This is a genomic window from Oceanobacillus phoenicis, assembly GCF_047238145.1.
Lineage (GTDB): Bacteria > Bacillota > Bacilli > Bacillales > Amphibacillaceae > Oceanobacillus.
Window position 1 is genome coordinate 637,230 of the sequence record NZ_JBDFME010000001.1, and the last position, 18,592, is coordinate 655,821.

An 18,592-nucleotide genomic window follows, 5' to 3' on the forward strand; every position below is an offset into this window, starting at 1 on the left:
CAACCTGTTTCACATTAATCAAATTTATTATCCACCATATACTTCTGGTTTAAGTATACCGATATATGGTAAATTCCGATATTTTTCAGCGTAATCTAGTCCATATCCAACTACAAATTCATCAGGAACTTCAAACCCTACCATATCAGCTTTTATCGCTGCGTTTCTTCCAGACGGCTTATCTAATAATGTCACTATTTTTATGGAATTTGCTTTACGATATTTAAATAAGTCCACTAAGTAACTTAACGTTAAGCCACTATCTATGATATCCTCAACTATTATTAAATCTCTACCTTCCACTTTCGTGTTTAAATCTTTTAAGATTTTCACTTCACCAGTTGAAGTCGTGCCGCCATCATAACTAGAAACGTCCATAAAATCCATTTCTAAATGAATCTCTGCGTAACGAAGAATATCCGACATAAAAGGCATAGCACCTTTTAGCACACCAATAGCAAGCGGGAACTTACCATCATATTCTTTGGAAAGAGCTGCTCCGAGTTCTTTGCATTTTTCCTGAATTTGTTCTTCTGTTATTAAGATGTCTTGAATATCACCATGTATGTTGTCTTGAAGCATGATTCATCCTCCTAAATATTCCCTTTATGATAGCTAAGTTTTATCTGTTCTCCACTCTGGCAAACGTGATCAGAACCAAACGCTTTTCTAAGCCCTATTAACCAGATAATCTTATCATTATCATCTGTAACGATGGGCCACCTATCCCTTTCATTTGTTGGGATTTTTGCGTCAATCCAAATATCTTTTAATTTTTTCGTACCTTTTAAACCATCCCATGTCATTTTATCACCTGGTCTTCGTGTTCGTATATGTAATGGCAATGCTACAGAATCAATTGGAATAATAATATTATTGCGGTTAATTTTGTCTGCTACAGCATCAACCAACTCAGAAGTAATCCGAGCACCATCTGGCAATTCCACTTGATCTGGGACTTGCAACGGAAAGTGAAATTCAAAATGACGAGGAATTTGATTTGAAAAATATATATGAATTTTGCCATAGGAATTTTCTACACGTAATGATAAAGGGAAATCTATATAAGTATTACCCTCTTGTCGTTCTATTAATGCAAAAAATTTCTCTTCATGAATATAAGATAAATTCTTAGGTAATGTATCATACAGATAGTTTAATATTAGATGATAGGCACGTCTTTGTAAAGCGTGGGGGCGTTCTATAAATGCCTGATTAACGAAACTAATTTTAGTGGAATTTGTATCCCATTCAATTACCTCTTCAACCATTTTTCTTGCTTGAGTAGCCAAATATTTTTCATCTTCCCCTAACGTTTCGCTCAATCGTTGTGCTGTTACAAATAGGCGCTCATTATTCTTTGTAAGAAGCGGGATAACCTCGTTACGATAGTAATTCCTTGTATATTTATTATCTTTATTCGTTTGGTCTTCACGAAAAGGAATTTCATTTTCCTGCACATAATGTAAAATCATTTGTTTGTTTACACATAGAAAAGGACGAATAAGTTGGCCAGTTGCAAAAGAACGCTTTACCGGAATACCTTCAAAAGCATTTGAAGTTGCCACACGCGTTAACCGCATAAACAAGGTTTCTACCTGGTCATCTCCATGATGTCCTAGTGCAAGATAGTCAGCATCTTGTTTCTTCATCTCTGCAGCATAAAGTTCATATCTTAATCTACGAGCTGCGAGCTCTTCACTAATCTGGTACTGATGCTGATATTTACTTACATCAACTTGATGAGTGATACATTTTATACCTGACTGAAGACACCATTGTTCTACAAATTTTTGATCGGCTGCTGAATCTTCACCACGCAATTGATGATCAATAGTTAGCGCTATAATCTCCAAATTCCATTGTTTTTGTAAATCTTTAAGGAAATGCAGTAGTGCCATCGAATCAGCCCCACCTGATACTCCAACGATAATTGTTGCGTCTTCTTGTAGTAATTGATGTTTCTGAATAAAGGAAAGAATAGATTGTTTCATCGAATTTTTACCCACCGCTTCAATAAAATAATGTCTTTATCCTATCATACCTCTTTTTCCTATAAAAGTAGAGACAGCAAATAATAGACCGTGGCAATACAACCTATACTAATGGACTCAACAAGTAAATAGTTTGAAGTTTTTTTACTTCGTTGATGATAATGCTTTCGTTTTTGTTTCTGTTGCATCAGTGATAAAAGATCTTTTTTCATAGCAGTGCTCGTTGTATATTTACCTCGAATCGCCTTTTGCAACAGAGGACGATAAGGAGTTAAGTCGCTTACTTGATCAAGCTTTTTCATTAACAGTTTTTCGGAAGAATCTTTTACCCGATCAAAGCGCCGTGGATAATATATATTTAAAAATACCATCGCTAATGCAAAAAGATCATAGCTCGGCTCTGCCTTTCTTGTACCCATACCCCAATATCCACGATCATAAAACTCTGTATATTCTTTTATTGATCTTCCTACCTTTGTCGTTCCACCGACATCTACCCAACGTACCCGAGGAGGCTTAGATGATACCATTAAATTATCTGTTTTCAAGTCACCAAACACCCAGCCTGACTCATGTAACTTCTCTAAATCCTCGAGCAACTGTAACATAAATACACCAATCCACGCTTTTCCTTTCGCACGAACAAAACTGCTAAGAGATTCTCCTTTGATATATTCCATTACATAGAATGAATATATTCGACCGTTTGTTGCCATCCAGTCGTCTACGTCCAACAAAGAAGGCCCAAGGCGATATCCTTGGACCTTTTCCAATGACTTTAATACATTAACTTCTACTGTCATCGAAGAACCCTTTTCACTTATTTTCAAAGCTACTGGTTTTCCAAGATAGTCACATAGATATACGCTTCCAATTGCTCCCGCACCAAGTCTGCGAATAACGGTATAGCTTTTGTGATGCCACTTTCCTCTGATTTGTTGCTGAGGTCGTAAATTAATAACCGGATTCTTCGATGCCGTATTCATCTTCATGCCTTAAACTCCTTAGCAAGTTTTTCTTACTAAACTGATACATTGCTGCACGAATAGCCGGACCAGTTGGAGTAATACCTCCACTGGATAACTTCGGGAATACACTTGATATAGAGTCTAGTTTTGGAGACCAATCCAGGATTAGATCAATCTCTTTTCTTTTTCCAGGAAAACTGTATATACAAAATCGATTTCTACCAACGCGTGAATTTAAACTAATGGAAAGATCCATTAATGCTTCCTTCACCGTCTGTAATTTATCTCGCATACTTGCACTTGTATCTACTAAAACTACCACTTCTAGATCACTTGTTTCACCTAAGTCTTCTACAACTTCCATAATTTCCCCGCGTTTCTCAGGGTCTAAGTCTTCCATGGATTGTTGATCACCTAATATTTGGCGAAGCTCCTTATTCACAAAACCTTGTAACGTTTGCGTCATTGCTTGGCGTGTAACCATCTGTACGGTTTGCGATAGGTTTTCGCTATAGACAATTTGACTAACACCACCTCCAGAAAGTGCAATATCCTCTACCTCTTGAAGACCATCTGGACTTTCTGATTGATCATCATCTAAAATACCAATAACATTTACCGTGATTCCTTGTTGACTAGCTATAGCTGCAACTGCCGATGGATCTTCACCTTTATTCGAGCATCCATCTGTTAATAATAAAATTTGTTTAAGTGTACCGCTTTTCAATGCCCTAACCTCCCTCTTTTTTCCACTACCATCTTCGCCAAGTACAACAAAAACTATACATTTATTCGTGGTAAGGGAGGTTAACTATCCTTGTACAATTTACCGCAGTAAAAATTCATCGCTAGACCAATTCAAATAGTATATTTGTTTAATAGACGGTAACAACCTGAATAAGTCTTACTCTATAAAACATTGCTTTCATAGATTGGTATGCTTGTCCATTGCGGGGTGTTTTTCTTCACCTTTGCAACAAGCACGGTCATATCATCGATAATTTCCCCTGATCTTGTTCTGATTACCTCTTCCAATAATAAGTCCGCAATTTCTTGTGGATCATCAGTGTCCATCTCTTTTATTTTTCTCTTTAACCATATATCAATATTTTCTACATGTTGTGGCCCGTCAAAAATTCCATCACTCATCATAATTAATAAATCATCTGGAAGTAATTGCTCTTTCACGATTTCCACATCGAACTCTTTAATAATACCAATCGGTAAATTACTGGCTTCTATTTTAAACATATTAACCCCCCGTCGAATAAAGCTCGGTGTAGAGCCAATCTTTACAAATTGTGCATATGCATCATGTAGATCAATCACTGCCAAATCTAACGTCGCAAACATCTCTTCTGTCGTTCGAAGTGATAAAATAGAATTAATCGATTTAATGGCAACTTTTTCCTTGATGCCTGATTGTAAAATTTGCTGGAGTAGACGAAGTGTTTCCATGCTTTCTTCTCTTGCCCGCTTTCCATTGCCCATACCGTCACTTATTGCCATCGCAAATTTACCAGCCCCTAACTCAATTGTTGTAAAGCTATCTCCCGAGACTAAACCTCCTCCTTTTGCAGCATTTGCCGCACCAGTTTCAATTGCGAATTCTTTTGCTGAACCAAACGTGAAATGACTGTACCCATGTGGGAATGGAGAAATATCTTCTTGTTTAACTACAATAATTTCATGAAGTATATCAGATAATATTGGAGCAATTAACTTCTCCCCTTCCCCGCGATATTCTCCGAAACTTGCCGTTAATTCTATATCGACATTCCCTTTTTCTAGCTGGTAAATATCTAACCGTGTCAATTCTATTCCTATATGCTTTAAAGCAGCGATTACTTGTGCTTCTTGAAGTTCATGATGTTGCCTTTCTTTTACAATCTCTTTAGCGAAATCCTCCATAACATCTGATACCCCTTGTAGTTGGTCTGCTACAAGCCGTTTACTTTCCGTAACTTGCTGTCTTAATTTACGATTTGCTTCATAAAAGCTCATTTCTTCTTTCATCGCATCTACAACTTTCCGTGATTTAACGCAGTGATTCTCAAATTTACGCATTACTTTTCGATTCGGGTCTTTGCCAGACGTAACATCTTCTTTCATTTCTTCCATTAAAGAATATGTTTGATCGAATTCTTTTTGCCAGCAACGATCCTTCATAAAGCACCCTTGACATGTTTTTTCTGTGACCTGACTTAAAAAGTAATCCGTATCACGCCGTGCTTCCTGTTGCTCATCATTTACTGTAGGGTCTGTAACTGAAAAGCTTTTTGATAACGCCCGAAATACATCTGAAAACTGTTCTACACGTTTGGCGGTAACATTTCTTACCTTCTGCAAATATTGTTCCTGTTCATTCGTATATGCTTCTGTTCCTGGAATATATCTAGCTATATGATTAAACCAGCTAGCTGGTGTTAATAAGAACAAACCGATAGCTATGCAAGACTCCATTAAAGAAGGAACTAAGGCTACGGAATTCCCATAAATTCCAATTAAACAAGTACCTACTAATAAGCCAATTGCCGTTCCGAGTTTTTTTCCTTCCTTTAGCAATCCTCCTAGCAATCCTGAAAAAGCTAGTAAACTCATTTGATAAAGATTGGCAACATTTGCGAGAGATAATATTAATCCTGCAACAACTCCTACAGTGGATCCAATTGCAGCTCCACCAATAAATGAAAAAATTAACACAAAATATCGCGAAAAAATTTGCTCTACGGAAGCCCCATAAACCTGCCAACCAATAAATCCTGTCAGAACGGAGGCAATTAATATAATTAAACATACAATTTCCTCATTTTTTAATGCAGGTTTATATCTTTTTGGTGATAAAAGAGGAATGCTTTGCATAAAGATAATAACAAGAACCGCTCCTAATACTCCTTCTACCGCTAAAAGAGCCCATTCATAGGAGGTTACCGTGTTACTTAAAGAGTAGAAAAAGATTCGAGAAAGTAATGTAGATAGAAATACGACTATTGGTAAAACCAATTGTTGATTCTTCATATTCTTCGTTAGCGAGCCTATTAATATAAACACTAAAAATGCTGATCCAATAAACATCGCATGCTCAAATTGATAGCTAAGTGCTCCAAGAAATACCGCAATCATCGATTTTAGACTTTTATCTCGATGGACAAGCCATATTGTGGCAATAAAAGCTACCGCAAAAGGTGATACAGCGGATAGAATAACTGCTCGTCCAAGTAAAAATCCTGTTAAATAAAAGATCCATCCTTTGTCTATTAACAATAGTTTCGCCTTCGATTGTATCTTCTGACGTATCTTTCCTTTTTTCCCTGACTTCTCAAAACCTATCGTTCCCGATTCCGCCCTTGGAATTGATCCTATCATGTTATCCACTCCTATCTTTCAACCTAGTAAATCACATGATGCCTTCTTTTTTTGTCAAAATTACATAGGCCAATCCCAAAATCGTTCGACGGTTTTCCATATAAGAAGCATCTTTCAACACAATCCATGATGACGATGCATGGATATCGTCCCATGTCTTCTGTATGGATTAGTATTCTTTTCTTCATAAAAACCTCTTCACCTCGCTATTCTATCTCAGTTCACAGTTTTCATCATAGACTTAGTTGAAAACATGCTTATATATGAAATAATTTGCCGAAAGTCGTACAGTTTGTAGAAATAAAAAAAGTTTCGTAATACGAAATAATTCTCTTGCAATCTATATGAATCTGCCCTATAGTATTTATCAGTGACTAAATAGTTCGCACATGAACATTTCTATAGTCTAAGGAGATTTAAGGAAATGAAAGATGAAGAAAAAATAACCAATATCATTCACTCTTTTCGAGAAGTGAATCGATTTTTTTATAAACAAATGTGGCATCATGCCAATGATTTGGGGATAACCGTCGTACAGCTTCAAACGATGAAATATATATCCGAGCACCCTAATATAAGCCTTCAAGAACTGGCAGAAAAAATGAATATTAGTAAAAGCACAGTCAGTAGCACCGTTGATAGATTAGTAAAGGCCTCTTTCATTAAACGGGAACAATCAGCAGCTGATCGACGTTCCATCAAACTTAATCTTACGGAAGCGGGTAAAAAGAAAGAAACGGAAGGAAAAAAACTATTCCTTGAAAGACTTCATGCGTTATCGGAAGTTAATGATGAAGATGTAGAAAATTTATTTCTTCTCCATCAATTGATAAAACAAAAGCTGACTATGGAGAGGAGTGAGCAACATGAAGGATAGATCTGCATATCTTGATGCAACAAACCTTCCTAAGATACCCATTATATTTGTGATGGTTATGGGAGCTTTTATAGCTATTCTAAATCAGACATTATTAAACGTAGCATTACCAATCATGATTGTTGATATGGATATGTCAGCCAATCAAGCACAATCACTAACAACCATTTTTATGCTCGTGAATGGAATTCTCATTCCTATTACGGCATTTTTAATGGAGAAATTTACGACAAGACAATTGTTCTTAACTGCAATGTCATTATTTGCTTTAGGGACACTCGTTTGTGGTATAGCCTTAGGTTACCCATCACTTTTATTCGGTCGCGTTATTCAAGCGGCTGGAGCAGGAATAATGATGCCCTTACTGATGAATGTGATATTAAGTCTTTTCCCTGTCAATAAACGAGGGTCTGCAATGGGATATATTGGGCTTGCCATGATGTTCGCTCCGGCAATTGGTCCAACTTTATCAGGAATCATAGTTCAAAATTATTCATGGCGCATATTATTCTTTATTGTTCTCCCTATTGCCATTATCGATATCATTTTGGCATTCTTCTTTTTACGTAATGTAACAAAGCAATCAAACCCAAAGGTCAATTATGTTTCGATATTGATGTCTACCGTTGCATTTGGTGGATTACTCCTTGGGTTTAGCTTAGCCGGAGAAATGGGATGGAAGCATGTAGAGGTTATTGCCCCATTAATAATAGGAGCAATTGTAATGGTATTCTTTATCCGTATGCAATTAAAACTAAAAACACCAATACTTGAATTTAGAGTTTTTAAATTTAGTATGTTCTCTCTAACAACTATTATTAGTGTTGTCATTACCATGTCGATGTTTGCCGCCATGATTCTAGTGCCTATTTATTTACAAAACTTACGAGGATTCTCGCCATTAGCATCAGGATTAATGTTATTACCTGGGGCATTGATTTCAGCAATCATGTCGCCGATTACTGGGAAATTATTTGATCGGATTGGCGCTCGACCATTAGCAATAACCGGACTAGGCATTACTGCTGTTACAACGTTTCTATTCTCTGATTTATCAAATGAGACCGGATATTATTATTTGATGTTTGTTTACAGTCTTCGGATGGTAGGAATTTCGATGATTATGATGCCTATTATGACAGCCGGATTAAATCAGTTGCCACAGCGTTTATACTCACATGGAACCGCAATGGCTAATACATTACGACAAATGTCAGGAGCTATCGGTACGGCCTTTTTAGTAACCGTAATGAGTAGTCAAACTCTCAAACATATAGACGAAATGACGCAAGCGGTTGTATCGGAAGAACAAATGCAAATCATTGAAAATTTAGCAACTATTGAAGGAATTAATGATTCATTTATGATTGCTACGATTTTCGCTATTTTAGGATTTATACTTTCCTTCTTTATAAAACGAAGATATCCACCTGAAGATTCTGTAGAAACTGTATCTACAGAACAAAAGCTCAAAGCAACCGTTTAGAAACGTAGCGAGTGGAACGAATTCAGTTGGAAGATAACTATTTCTTACGCATATTTAGTCATACCTCAGCCGCATTAGGGTAAAAAGAAGTAAGTACATCAACAGTTCTAAATACTACAACAACGTATAATATTGATGTACTTATTTCTATAATCTCTTATTTTCTATTGACACATGTCCTTTGCTGTTGTATGATATTTTTTGTTGGTTTAAATGGCGGTGTAGCTCAGCTGGCGAGAGCGTACGGTTCATACCCGTGAGGTCGTGGGTTCGATCCCCTCCGCCGCTATCATATATAAAGCTCGTTTTGCATAATTGCAGAACGAGCTTTTTTATATAAATATACTTTTAAACACCAAAAAAGCAGACTTCATCCAATCGATGTGTCTGCTTTCATTTATATTAGAGCATTATCATAGACAGCAACTGCTATCCTCTTCTAGCACCTCGACCCCCGCGTTTAGATTCGGTGTGCTTCTTCAAAGAGGCTAAGCGATCCTCTGAGTCTTTCAAGAAACGACTCATTTTCGATTCAAAATTCTCTGTACGCTCTTTGGTGTTCTTTTGTTGGCGAACAGGACGATCCTTCGCCTTTTTTATAGATAGACCAATCTTGCCATCTTTTTCGACATTAATAACTTTAACCTTTACTTCATCACCAACAGTTAAGTGTTCATTAATGTCTTTTACATAGTTGTCAGCAACCTCACTAATATGAACTAACCCAGTTTTTCCTTTTTCTAACTCAACAAAGGCTCCAAAATTAGTGATTCCAGTTACTTTCCCTTGCAGCTTGCTGCCTACTTCGATTGACATAAAAAAAATGCTCCTCCTTAAAAGATTAAATGTACTTCTCATATAGTATATTAATCAGAACGAAAAGTGTCAATAAGACGGATCCTCATCGGGTAACTTAAAGATTTTTTCTCCCTCTTTAGAGAAGAAATAATTGGTCCGTGCAATATCTAGCACATAATCTTCATCCTGTAATAAATGAATTTCTTCTTCCAAATTGGTTTCCTGTTTCTTCAGTTGGGCAAGTTCTTCTTCTAATTGCTGATATTCTTCCAACTTGTCCGCTTTTGCAGCACGTTGATTAACATGGTAAGCAGTCATACTTCCAAATGCAATAGCGATGACCAAGCCAAAAAGTACTAGACGACGAACCAAACGTTGTTTTTTTCGTTTTTGTCTTTCTATGTACACATCGTGTTGCTGCATATAATTGGAATCTAATCTAGTTACATTTTTCTTTCTATTAGCCAAAGCTATTACCTCCTTCGAAATAACTGTAACCACCTATAGCATATATTCTTTATTTTACTATAAAATCCTGCTATTTTCTTTAAAAAATTTTTAAAAGACTCGGGAATTATTTTATAGATCCCTTTTCCAATCCAAATAAATGGAGCTAAAATCACATTTAATATAAATAAGATTAGGGTAATTGTCCAACTAAAGATCGCTTTTATCATACGATAAATAAGGGTAATTATCCACTTTAAAGGTGTTAGGAGCAGTTTATCCAATAAACGGCGAATAAAATGGTATATGGAGCTGACAATACGAATAATAACTTCTAAAATACGAATGTATAGTTTTTTAGCAAATACTTGATATATAGAAAAGCCAAGTAAACACGCAAGCAACACATACAACCGTACTTCTCCAGCATTTACACGGTAAAGTACATAAAAGATGACCCCTGCCTGCGTCAGCCAGAAGCCTATCTCCAAAAAATAAGTTAGAAAAGTATTATCTCGCCAATATATCGTTAATCTTCGGAATGTCTGTTGTATAATACCCAAATAAAACCCACTTAAAACCATGGATATCATCGTGATAAACTGCACACTCAATGTCATCGGAACAACTTGCTAAAGAAGCCTTTAGCTTTCTCCTGTTGCTGTTCATCCACATAGGAAAGTTCATAAATTTTTCCCTTAATCGTCACAATACCTTCCGTTACATCTAAGTTTTTTAGTTGTAAGTTCTGGCCACGCACAATTAAATAGCCCATAACCGTCTCTAGTAGAAACTCCTCATTATCAAAGCTATCGACTTCTTTTACACCGGTGATCTCGAGGTTTTTACGATTATTTATCTTGACGGAATGTTCTGTCTGGACACGATTTATTGTTTCTTTCGGTTCATAATAGTTCATATTAAATACCCTCCTTATCATTATTACTCTATGATAGGAGGGACAAGTATAGAACTCTATTTATCATCAATCTTTTCTTCTTTTATAATTGTATATAATGTTTCTGCTTCGTCTTTACGTACAATTTCACGTAATGAATTCACACGTACATGAACTATTTTTTGTCCAAATCGAATTGCTAGCTCGTCCCCTTCCGATAGTTTTGTGGAAGGTTTAGCTGTGTTACCATTTACAGAGATTCTTCCCTGCTCAGCAACTTCTTTCGCTAAAGTTCTTCGCTTAATCACACGAGATATTTTCAAAAATTTATCTAATCTCATTTATTTTCCTCCTCTTTCTTTACCTGTTTCGCTTCATTCCAGTAATCGTCCATTTGCTCTAAAGAAGCGTTTTCGAATGAACGATTATTCTCTAATATTTTGTTTTCAATATAACCAAATCGATATTTGAATTTGTTGTTGGCACGATTTAACGCGATCTCGGGATGTACATTGTAATATCTGGCTAGATTTGCCATAACAAATAGGACATCCCCTATTTCATCTTCCACTTCATCTGAATTCTTTTCTCGAACTGCTTCTTTCACTTCTTCGATTTCCTCATAAAGTTTGTCCCAAACACCCCCGACGTCTTCCCACTCAAATCCAACTTTCGCTGCTTTTTTCTGTAGTTTATACGACGTAGATAGAGAAGGTAGATGGTTTGGAATACCATCTAATACGGATTCTCGTTGATGTCCTTTTTCTTCCTTTTTCAATTCTTCCCAGTTCTTCTCTACTTCATTGGCATCTAGTACATGTTGATTCGAAAAGACGTGAGGATGACGATGAATCATCTTATTGGTAATCGACAATATAACATCGTCAACAGTAAAATAACCATTATCCTCTCCGATTTGACTATGGAGCAACACATGCATCAATAAATCTCCGAGCTCCTCCATAATATTATCGTCATCTTCTGCATCGATTGCATCAATTAACTCATATACCTCTTCAATAGTGTGATAACGTAACGATTCGTGAGTTTGTTTCTTATCCCATGGACATCCATTTGGACCTCGTAGTATTTTCATAACTTGACGAAAATGATTAAATGTATGATGAAGTAATTCATCTGGGACCGGAGGAACATAAACCGAGATTAAATTACTCGTCCACATTTTTTGATCTAACTCTTCCAATGTAACTTTCACTATCTGCTCATTTGCACTCCCTGCCGCTTCTACTATATATACTTCAAAATCAGCAGGCAAGTCTTCTAATAACGTTAATTTAACTTCAGAAGCGATAAATGCATCGTATACTTGGCAAATGAACAGATGATTTTTTAAGTTTAATTGATCACGTCGCAGATCATTCCCATCCACAAATTGGAACCCTTCAATCGGATCAATTTTCATTGCAGTAAATAGATCATCTAGATAGCTCTGCCCACCTAAAATACTTACTTCTACTTCCGTCTGTGCTAATAACAGCTGCGTCGTTTTTTCCGCCAACATTGGATGTCCCGGAACCGCATATAGAATTGTTTCATTTTGATGTTTTGCTTGATGGATTACCTCCGTTACAATTCGATCATAAACCGTCGAAAATGCTGTTTCTTCTTCGTATAACTGATCAAATGAAACAAATTTCACATCTTCTTTTTGTAATTCGATTATAACCGGGTGATCAATTGTTCTTGCTAAGACGGGGCCTGAGGCTTGGATGAGTTTTTTATAAACGCCAAACGGTAACTGATCCAAATCCCCAGCACCAAGTCCAATAATTTCTATTTTGCTCATGTTTTTTTCCTCTTTTCCATTAACCGTAGTAATAATGTAGATTTGGGTAATAACTGTAATTGGCGTTTCGTAAATCCTTGCATACGTAGAATAATAATAAAGTATATGATACCACCGCTAAGGGAAATAGCTAGTAAATATAATAATAAAAACACCCTAGAGTCAAGCCATATTTCAGGAACCATAAACTTACATATCCATACATAGAAAGAAAGCGCCACCGCCGCGATAAGTATACTTTTCCATTGTATAGAACGATGTATGTGTAACTCTGGAAGCTTACGTCGTATTTCCATCATAATCAGTAAAAATAAACATAAAAGGCTGCATACCGTAGAGATAGAAGCCCCCAGCATTCCTAAACTTGGAATAAATAGAAAGTTTCCTATCCATTTGATTAAAAATGTAATGGCAATAAATAGTGCAGTTCGCTTGATATAACCAAACCCTTGTAAAACTGTTGATCCTATAATAGCTAACGTAGCAAAGACAACCGATAGCATCAATACACGTAGTTCTACGCTGCCCTGTTCATTTTGAAATAAAAGACGATTTATTTCAGGAAATAATAACAGTAATCCAATAACCGCTCCAATTACAATATAAAAACCAGTTAGAAAAGCAGTTCGTACATATGTATATACGTGTGATTTTTCTGTTTTTAATTTTTCTTCACTAATTGCAGGGAGTATCGTTAATGCAATCGATGAGCCTAGGACGGTGACAACCTGTATAAGTGGCTGTCCACGGTCGAATACACCCTTTAACTCTTTGGCTACTATATTTCCTGTGCCAAACTCTGATAGCTGTGGTACAAAGGTGATAGCGTCTGCTAATTGGATGAACAATAGGGTCATATGATTCATTGCAGCAGCAATTCCCAAAATCAGTACGGTTGATATAAAGGGCTTAATAGAAAATCTATTGTCACTATTTTGGGGTAAGAATTGTAGTCGGCCTCTCTCTTTTACATAGAACATCAATAAGATCACTGCAGCCATACAGTTCCCAAAAAATGTTGCATAGACTGCCGCCTGCCCTATCCAAGCGATGGAAAAAGATGAAAAAGCAACCAAACAAGCTGCACTAATAATGATACCCACTCTTACTACTTGTTCTCCAATGTGTGATACAGCAGTTGGTACCATTTGATACATCCCTTGTAGTACTCCTCGAAAAAGAGCAACAATAGGAATAAATATAAAAACAATTGCTGTTAATCGGTAGGCCGATAGAAGCGATGATTCATTTACTATCTCTGCCAGAAATGGAGCACTCATCCATATAACAGCTGCTAGTAAAAAATGAACCATAAATAATATAGTTAATATTGGTGCAAAAAAGGAATTCCAAGTTAATCGTTTTTCTCGAGAGAGTTCTCTTGAAGTCACTGCTGAAATGGCGGATGGAAAACCATACAAACCAAGCATCGTGGCTATACCTAGTAGCGGGTAAATTTGCTGATATATATAAAAGCCCATATCCCCTGTTAGGTTTTGTAAGGGAATACGGTAACCAGCACTAAGTATCTTACTAAGTAATCCAGCAATACTAAGCCACAGCGCTCCTTTTACCAATCGATTGGTATCTTTCTCTGTCATGTGTGTATTTCCTTTACTTCAATGAATTTCTCTCATTATAACATATTTAACATTCAACTCAGGATTGTAGAAAATACATCTCAGAACATAAGAAAACCCCAGGGAAAATTCCTGAGGTACTTATGTCTATTCCATTTGTTTTGCTAGAAATGTCGATGCAGTCTCCGCTGCTTTTTGCTCTATCTTGCTTAGCTTCTCTTCTTTTGAAAAGATCATTACACAGCCGATAGGGTCTCCATTTGCGATTACCGGATGAATACAATACGATTGCAATTGTTGTTCTTGTCCATCAATAATTTCAATTGATTTCGAATCTACCTCAAATACTTGTGAACGACCTTCAATAGTATCTGCAATTACATTACTTATCGGTTTATTCAAGTATTCTTTTTTGGATTCCCCAGCAACCGCAATAACATCATCACGATCTGTTATCATGACTGGAGTCTGAAGAGATTGAAACAATGCTTCAGCATATTCTTTAGCAAAATGTCCTAATTCATTAATCGGAGAATATTTTTTTAGAATAACTTCCCCTTCTCGGTCTACGAAGATCTCTAAAGGATCTCCTTCTCGTATACGTAAGGTTCTTCTGATCTCTTTAGGAACCACAACTCTCCCCAGATCATCAATTCGACGTACAATTCCTGTTGCTTTCATTCTAAGTAGCCTCACTTTCTAAATGATGATTCTGGTCCACGTGCATTTCCGCATAATAATATTTGGAAAAACACGAAACAATCACCAGCTGTGGTTTTAGTATAAATCATCCAGTAATAACTATACATTCCAAATAAAATTTTTATCGATTTGTCTTATCCAGCTGTTTTATAAAGCTTGTAACCGTATCATATCGCTTAAATTTTGAATCTTTACTCCACTTAATTCCAATTTTTAACTTTTGATTATCTGTGCCAAGTCCAATATCTCTACCATAGTCATTTGCTAAAGCGAACAGCTTTGATCCATCGATTTCTTGGCTACGTGATTCATCAACTAGCATTTCTATCTTTTTAGGAGTCTCCAAAATCGATTCTACACGCTGTATTTTCGCATACATCTTCATTTCACTTACGGTAAATAGATGTTCTACTTCTTTCGGATAATCACCAAACCGATCGATTAATTCATCTTTTAGATCATGGATTGCTTCTTGACTATCCAATGTTTGAAACTGTTTATAAATTTCAATTTTTTGTTTTTCATCATCTAGATACGCATCTGGAATGTATGCATCTAATTTCAGTGAAAGTTCTGGTTCAAACGGTTTGATTTCTTCAATTTCTTTTCCTGCTTTACGTGCATCTATCGCATCTTTCAGCATCTGAGAATACATATCAAAACCAACAGAATCAATAAACCCATGTTGTTGTGCTCCTAATAAATTCCCGGCACCACGTATGGATAAATCACGCATCGCAATTTTAAAACCAGATCCAAGCTCTGTAAATTCCTTAATTGCTTGTAGACGCTTTTCCGCTACTTCCGTAAGTACTTTATCTTTTTGATACGTAAAGTATGCATATGCTACACGATTCGATCTTCCTACTCTACCACGTAATTGATAGAGCTGACTTAATCCCATGTAATCGGCATGATTGACAATTAACGTATTGACATTCGGTATGTCTACACCCGTTTCAATAATGGTCGTACTTACGAGAATATCAAATTCACCCTCTAGAAAACTAAATATAACATTCTCTAATTCAGACTCGTTCATTTGCCCATGCGCTACTGCAATTCTTGCGTCCGGAACAAGCATGCCTAAATCACGAGCTGCCTTATCTATACTTTCCACACGATTATATAAGAAGAAGACTTGGCCACCTCTTCCCATTTCTCGTTCGATTGCTTCTCTCATGAAGATCGGATTATACTCCGTTACATACGTCTGAATAGGAAAACGATTCTCTGGCGGTGTCTCAATAACAGATAAATCCCGCACCCCTAGCATCGACATATGTAATGTCCGTGGAATTGGTGTCGCTGTTAACGTAAGCACATCTACATTTGTTTTTAATTGTTTTATCTTTTCTTTATGCTTAACACCAAAACGCTGTTCTTCATCGACAATTAATAATCCTAAGTCTTTATACTCTACGTCCTTGGATAAAATTCTATGGGTGCCGACAACTACATCAACATTTCCATTTTTTAATCCTTTTGTTGTTTCTGTTTGTTGTTTTTTTGTACGAAAACGACTCAATAAGCCTATATTGACAGGATAATCTTGAAAACGTTCCCTGATGGTTTCATAATGTTGCTGCGCTAAAATAGTTGTTGGCACTAAAATCGCAACTTGCTTGCCGTCTGCTACTGCTTTAAACGCGGCACGGATCGCTACTTCAGTCTTCCCATAACCCACATCTCCACAAAGCAATCGATCCATTGGTCGTTCTTTTTCCATATCTTCTTTAATTTCCTGAATACAACGTAACTGATCTTCCGTCTCCTGATATGGGAACGATGCTTCGAACTCACGTTGCAACTCAGAGTCTGGAGAGAAAGCGTAACCCTGCTTCGCTTCCCTTTCTGCATATAGCTTAATCAGATCATCAGCAATATCTTCTACAGACGATTGTACTTTTCGTTTTACTTTCGTCCATTCTGATCCACCAAGCTTATATAATTTTGGTTCTTTTCCTTCTGATCCAACAAATTTCTGGACGAGATCGATTTGATCAATCGGCACAAACAATTTATCGTCACCAGAATATTTAATTAACATATAGTCTTTATGCAAGTTACTTACTTCTAATGTCTCTATACCTAAATACTTACCTACACCATGATTGGCATGGACAACATAATCCCCTATTTTTAGTTCCTGGTAACTCTTAATCCGCTCCGCATTTGATACTTTAGGTTGCTTTCGTTTATGCTTCATCCGCTTTTTAAACAATTCTTGTTCTGTAACGACCGCTAGTCTATGCATAGGAAATTCAGTTCCAGACTGGATATTTCCAACGATAATAGTAGGCATTTTAACAGGTAATACTGGTTCTTTCTTGCTTATCTGCGTCTCAATATCATAATCATCTAATATGGAATGAACCTTTTCTGCTCTTTGCTCATCAGCAGCAAGTATTATGACGGAGTAGTCGCCTTTTTTCCATCGTTGTAATTCATTTTTAAATAGATGCATTTGGCCATGGAATTCCTGCATCGTTCTAGACGATAGATTAATAACATTCTCTGGATTAGTATTTGGAATATGGCGCATAAATACAGACATATAGACACGTTGATGGTTCATGCCATCCATAACTTCATCCCAACTAAAGGAAAATCGACTATTTTGAACCATCTTATTTCCTTCCAATAAGCTCGCATACCACTCTGCTTCCTCATGATCTAAATTTATTGCTGTTTCACCAATTCTACTCATCTCATCAAAAAATACGACGCCGTTATTTGGAAGGTAATCTAATAAACTAGCTGGATTAGAGTACAGATATCCGATATATTTATACATTTCTTGAAAGCGCTCTAACTGTTTGAAACGCGTTATATCATGTTCGATAACCTCTACCAGTTGCTCTTTTGCTTCCGGCTTATTCACTTTTCTTAACGTTGTAGCTAATGCTTCTTCTAATTGTTCCGAAGCTTTTAATAAATCCTCATCTGTTAATAACAATTCACTCGCTGGACCAATCGTAATTTGATCAAGCTTATCCAACGATCGCTGAGATTCGGCATCAAAGTACCGAATGGAGTCAACCTCTTCATCAAATAGTTCGATACGGATTGGATGTTTTTCCGTAATCGGATAAATATCAATGATTCCACCACGCTTACTGAATTCTCCAGGAGAGGTAACCATGGAAGCATGCTCATATCCCATATCTACTAGCGAATTCATATAGTGATCTATTTTAATATCACGGCCTAATTTAAATTGGAGTTGATAATTATCCCAATAATTTTGTGGCGGAAGGATACGTTTTAAGGCAGCTACTGGTGCAATTAAGATCCCTGACTTATGGCGTGTCCATTCTGTCAAAGCTTCAATTCGTTGTGCACGTAATTCCGGACTTGCTATTGCAATTTCTGAAGCAATCAATTCATTGACTGGATAAAGATAGACACGTTCGTCATCTACTAACTCAACAAAATCATCATAAAGTTGCTGTGCCTGAGCTAACTGATGGGTCACAATTAACACAGGTCGATGAATCGATTCATGGATAGCGGATATTACTAAACTTCTAGCGGAACCACTTAACCCTGCTATCATTTGTTCTTTCATCCCACTAGTAACTCCATCAACAATGGAATGAATGTCTTCTTTTGATTTTAAAAATGTATGAATGGCTTTCATCGTTTGTCCCCTCTTATAACTGTATG

16 protein-coding genes and 1 tRNA gene are annotated in these 18,592 nt (G+C 36.6%); 3 read left to right on the forward strand and 14 right to left on the reverse strand.

Features of this window, described 5'->3' with window-relative positions; genetic code table 11:
• Positions 1 to 27 precede the first annotated feature (27 nt).
• From hpt to spoIIE, 5 genes are all read right to left on the reverse strand, one after another.
• Positions 28 to 582 carry a hypoxanthine phosphoribosyltransferase gene (hpt, locus tag ABC346_RS03560; RefSeq protein WP_413233561.1) on the reverse strand — a complete coding sequence of 185 codons (555 nt, stop codon included), beginning with the start codon at positions 580 to 582 and terminating at the stop codon, positions 28 to 30.
• 11 nt (positions 583 to 593) lie between these two features.
• A complete protein-coding gene (tilS, locus tag ABC346_RS03565) occupies positions 594 to 1,994 on the reverse strand; it encodes a tRNA lysidine(34) synthetase TilS (RefSeq protein ID WP_413233562.1) in 1,401 nt (466 codons plus the stop codon).
• A 59-nt stretch (positions 1,995 to 2,053) separates the two neighbouring features.
• On the reverse strand, positions 2,054 to 2,986 hold the full coding sequence (locus ABC346_RS03570) for a serine/threonine protein kinase (RefSeq protein ID WP_413233563.1): 933 nt from the start codon (positions 2,984 to 2,986) through the stop codon (positions 2,054 to 2,056).
• Positions 2,949 to 3,689, reverse strand: coding sequence for a VWA domain-containing protein (locus ABC346_RS03575; RefSeq protein ID WP_413233564.1), 741 nt, complete (start codon positions 3,687 to 3,689; stop codon positions 2,949 to 2,951). The genes ABC346_RS03570 and ABC346_RS03575 overlap by 38 nt, the downstream gene beginning before the upstream one ends.
• Positions 3,690 to 3,871: 182 nt before the next feature.
• The gene (spoIIE, locus tag ABC346_RS03580) at positions 3,872 to 6,328 is read right to left on the reverse strand and encodes a stage II sporulation protein E (protein WP_413233565.1); all 2,457 of its coding nucleotides are present in this window, start codon (positions 6,326 to 6,328) and stop codon (positions 3,872 to 3,874) included.
• A 424-nt stretch (positions 6,329 to 6,752) separates the two neighbouring features.
• Between spoIIE and ABC346_RS03585 the strand changes: the two genes are divergently transcribed.
• The 3 genes from ABC346_RS03585 (at position 6,753) to ABC346_RS03595 (ending at position 8,980) form a co-directional block, all read left to right on the forward strand.
• Positions 6,753 to 7,205, forward strand: a complete 453-nt coding sequence (locus ABC346_RS03585; RefSeq protein ID WP_413233566.1) for a MarR family winged helix-turn-helix transcriptional regulator — start codon at positions 6,753 to 6,755, stop codon at positions 7,203 to 7,205.
• Complete coding sequence (locus tag ABC346_RS03590) at positions 7,195 to 8,691, forward strand: DHA2 family efflux MFS transporter permease subunit (protein ID WP_413233567.1); 1,497 nt, start codon at positions 7,195 to 7,197, stop codon at positions 8,689 to 8,691. Before ABC346_RS03585 ends, ABC346_RS03590 begins: the two co-directional genes overlap by 11 nt.
• A 215-nt stretch (positions 8,692 to 8,906) precedes the next feature.
• Positions 8,907 to 8,980, forward strand: a tRNA-Met gene (locus ABC346_RS03595).
• 140 nt (positions 8,981 to 9,120) lie between these two features.
• On the opposite strand, the gene ABC346_RS03600 is transcribed toward ABC346_RS03595, so the two are convergent.
• The 9 genes from ABC346_RS03600 to mfd all read right to left on the reverse strand — a co-directional run bounded on the left by ABC346_RS03600 (position 9,121) and on the right by mfd (position 18,566).
• Entirely contained in the window at positions 9,121 to 9,507 is a 387-nt protein-coding gene (locus tag ABC346_RS03600; protein WP_017798828.1) for a S1 domain-containing RNA-binding protein, read from the reverse strand.
• Positions 9,508 to 9,576: 69 nt separating this feature from the next.
• On the reverse strand, positions 9,577 to 9,957 hold the full coding sequence (locus tag ABC346_RS03605) for an FtsB family cell division protein (protein ID WP_413233568.1): 381 nt from the start codon (positions 9,955 to 9,957) through the stop codon (positions 9,577 to 9,579).
• A 5-nt stretch (positions 9,958 to 9,962) separates the two neighbouring features.
• Positions 9,963 to 10,556 carry a spore cortex biosynthesis protein YabQ gene (gene yabQ, locus ABC346_RS03610; RefSeq protein WP_413233569.1) on the reverse strand — a complete coding sequence of 198 codons (594 nt, stop codon included), beginning with the start codon at positions 10,554 to 10,556 and terminating at the stop codon, positions 9,963 to 9,965.
• Entirely contained in the window at positions 10,553 to 10,855 is a 303-nt protein-coding gene (gene yabP, locus ABC346_RS03615) for a sporulation protein YabP (protein WP_413233570.1), read from the reverse strand. The genes yabQ and yabP overlap by 4 nt, the downstream gene beginning before the upstream one ends.
• Before the next feature lie 56 nt (positions 10,856 to 10,911).
• Positions 10,912 to 11,175, reverse strand: a complete 264-nt coding sequence (locus tag ABC346_RS03620) for an RNA-binding S4 domain-containing protein (protein ID WP_413233571.1) — start codon at positions 11,173 to 11,175, stop codon at positions 10,912 to 10,914.
• Positions 11,172 to 12,641, reverse strand: a complete 1,470-nt coding sequence (yabN, locus tag ABC346_RS03625) for a bifunctional methyltransferase/pyrophosphohydrolase YabN (RefSeq protein WP_413233572.1) — start codon at positions 12,639 to 12,641, stop codon at positions 11,172 to 11,174. Before yabN ends, ABC346_RS03620 begins: the two co-directional genes overlap by 4 nt.
• Entirely contained in the window at positions 12,638 to 14,242 is a 1,605-nt protein-coding gene (locus ABC346_RS03630; protein WP_413233573.1) for a putative polysaccharide biosynthesis protein, read from the reverse strand. Before ABC346_RS03630 ends, yabN begins: the two co-directional genes overlap by 4 nt.
• A gap of 126 nt (positions 14,243 to 14,368) precedes the next feature.
• Complete coding sequence (gene spoVT / locus ABC346_RS03635; RefSeq protein WP_017798821.1) at positions 14,369 to 14,902, reverse strand: stage V sporulation protein T; 534 nt, start codon at positions 14,900 to 14,902, stop codon at positions 14,369 to 14,371.
• A gap of 142 nt (positions 14,903 to 15,044) precedes the next feature.
• Positions 15,045 to 18,566, reverse strand: coding sequence for a transcription-repair coupling factor (gene mfd / locus ABC346_RS03640; RefSeq protein WP_413233574.1), 3,522 nt, complete (start codon positions 18,564 to 18,566; stop codon positions 15,045 to 15,047).
• Positions 18,567 to 18,592: the final 26 nt, after the last annotated feature.

Coding starts and splice junctions, on each gene's coding strand:
- hpt (WP_413233561.1), bottom strand. CDS start 582: ATGCTTCAAGACAACATACATGGTGATATTCAAGACATCTTAATAACA.
- tilS (WP_413233562.1), bottom strand. CDS start 1,994: ATGAAACAATCTATTCTTTCCTTTATTCAGAAACATCAATTACTACAA.
- ABC346_RS03570 (WP_413233563.1), bottom strand. CDS start 2,986: ATGAAGATGAATACGGCATCGAAGAATCCGGTTATTAATTTACGACCT.
- spoIIE (WP_413233565.1), bottom strand. CDS start 6,328: ATGATAGGATCAATTCCAAGGGCGGAATCGGGAACGATAGGTTTTGAG.
- ABC346_RS03585 (WP_413233566.1), top strand. CDS start 6,753: ATGAAAGATGAAGAAAAAATAACCAATATCATTCACTCTTTTCGAGAA.
- ABC346_RS03590 (WP_413233567.1), top strand. CDS start 7,195: ATGAAGGATAGATCTGCATATCTTGATGCAACAAACCTTCCTAAGATA.
- ABC346_RS03600 (WP_017798828.1), bottom strand. CDS start 9,507: ATGTCAATCGAAGTAGGCAGCAAGCTGCAAGGGAAAGTAACTGGAATC.
- yabQ (WP_413233569.1), bottom strand. CDS start 10,556: ATGACATTGAGTGTGCAGTTTATCACGATGATATCCATGGTTTTAAGT.
- yabP (WP_413233570.1), bottom strand. CDS start 10,855: ATGAACTATTATGAACCGAAAGAAACAATAAATCGTGTCCAGACAGAA.
- ABC346_RS03620 (WP_413233571.1), bottom strand. CDS start 11,175: ATGAGATTAGATAAATTTTTGAAAATATCTCGTGTGATTAAGCGAAGA.
- yabN (WP_413233572.1), bottom strand. CDS start 12,641: ATGAGCAAAATAGAAATTATTGGACTTGGTGCTGGGGATTTGGATCAG.
- ABC346_RS03630 (WP_413233573.1), bottom strand. CDS start 14,242: ATGACAGAGAAAGATACCAATCGATTGGTAAAAGGAGCGCTGTGGCTT.
- spoVT (WP_017798821.1), bottom strand. CDS start 14,902: ATGAAAGCAACAGGAATTGTACGTCGAATTGATGATCTGGGGAGAGTT.
- mfd (WP_413233574.1), bottom strand. CDS start 18,566: ATGAAAGCCATTCATACATTTTTAAAATCAAAAGAAGACATTCATTCC.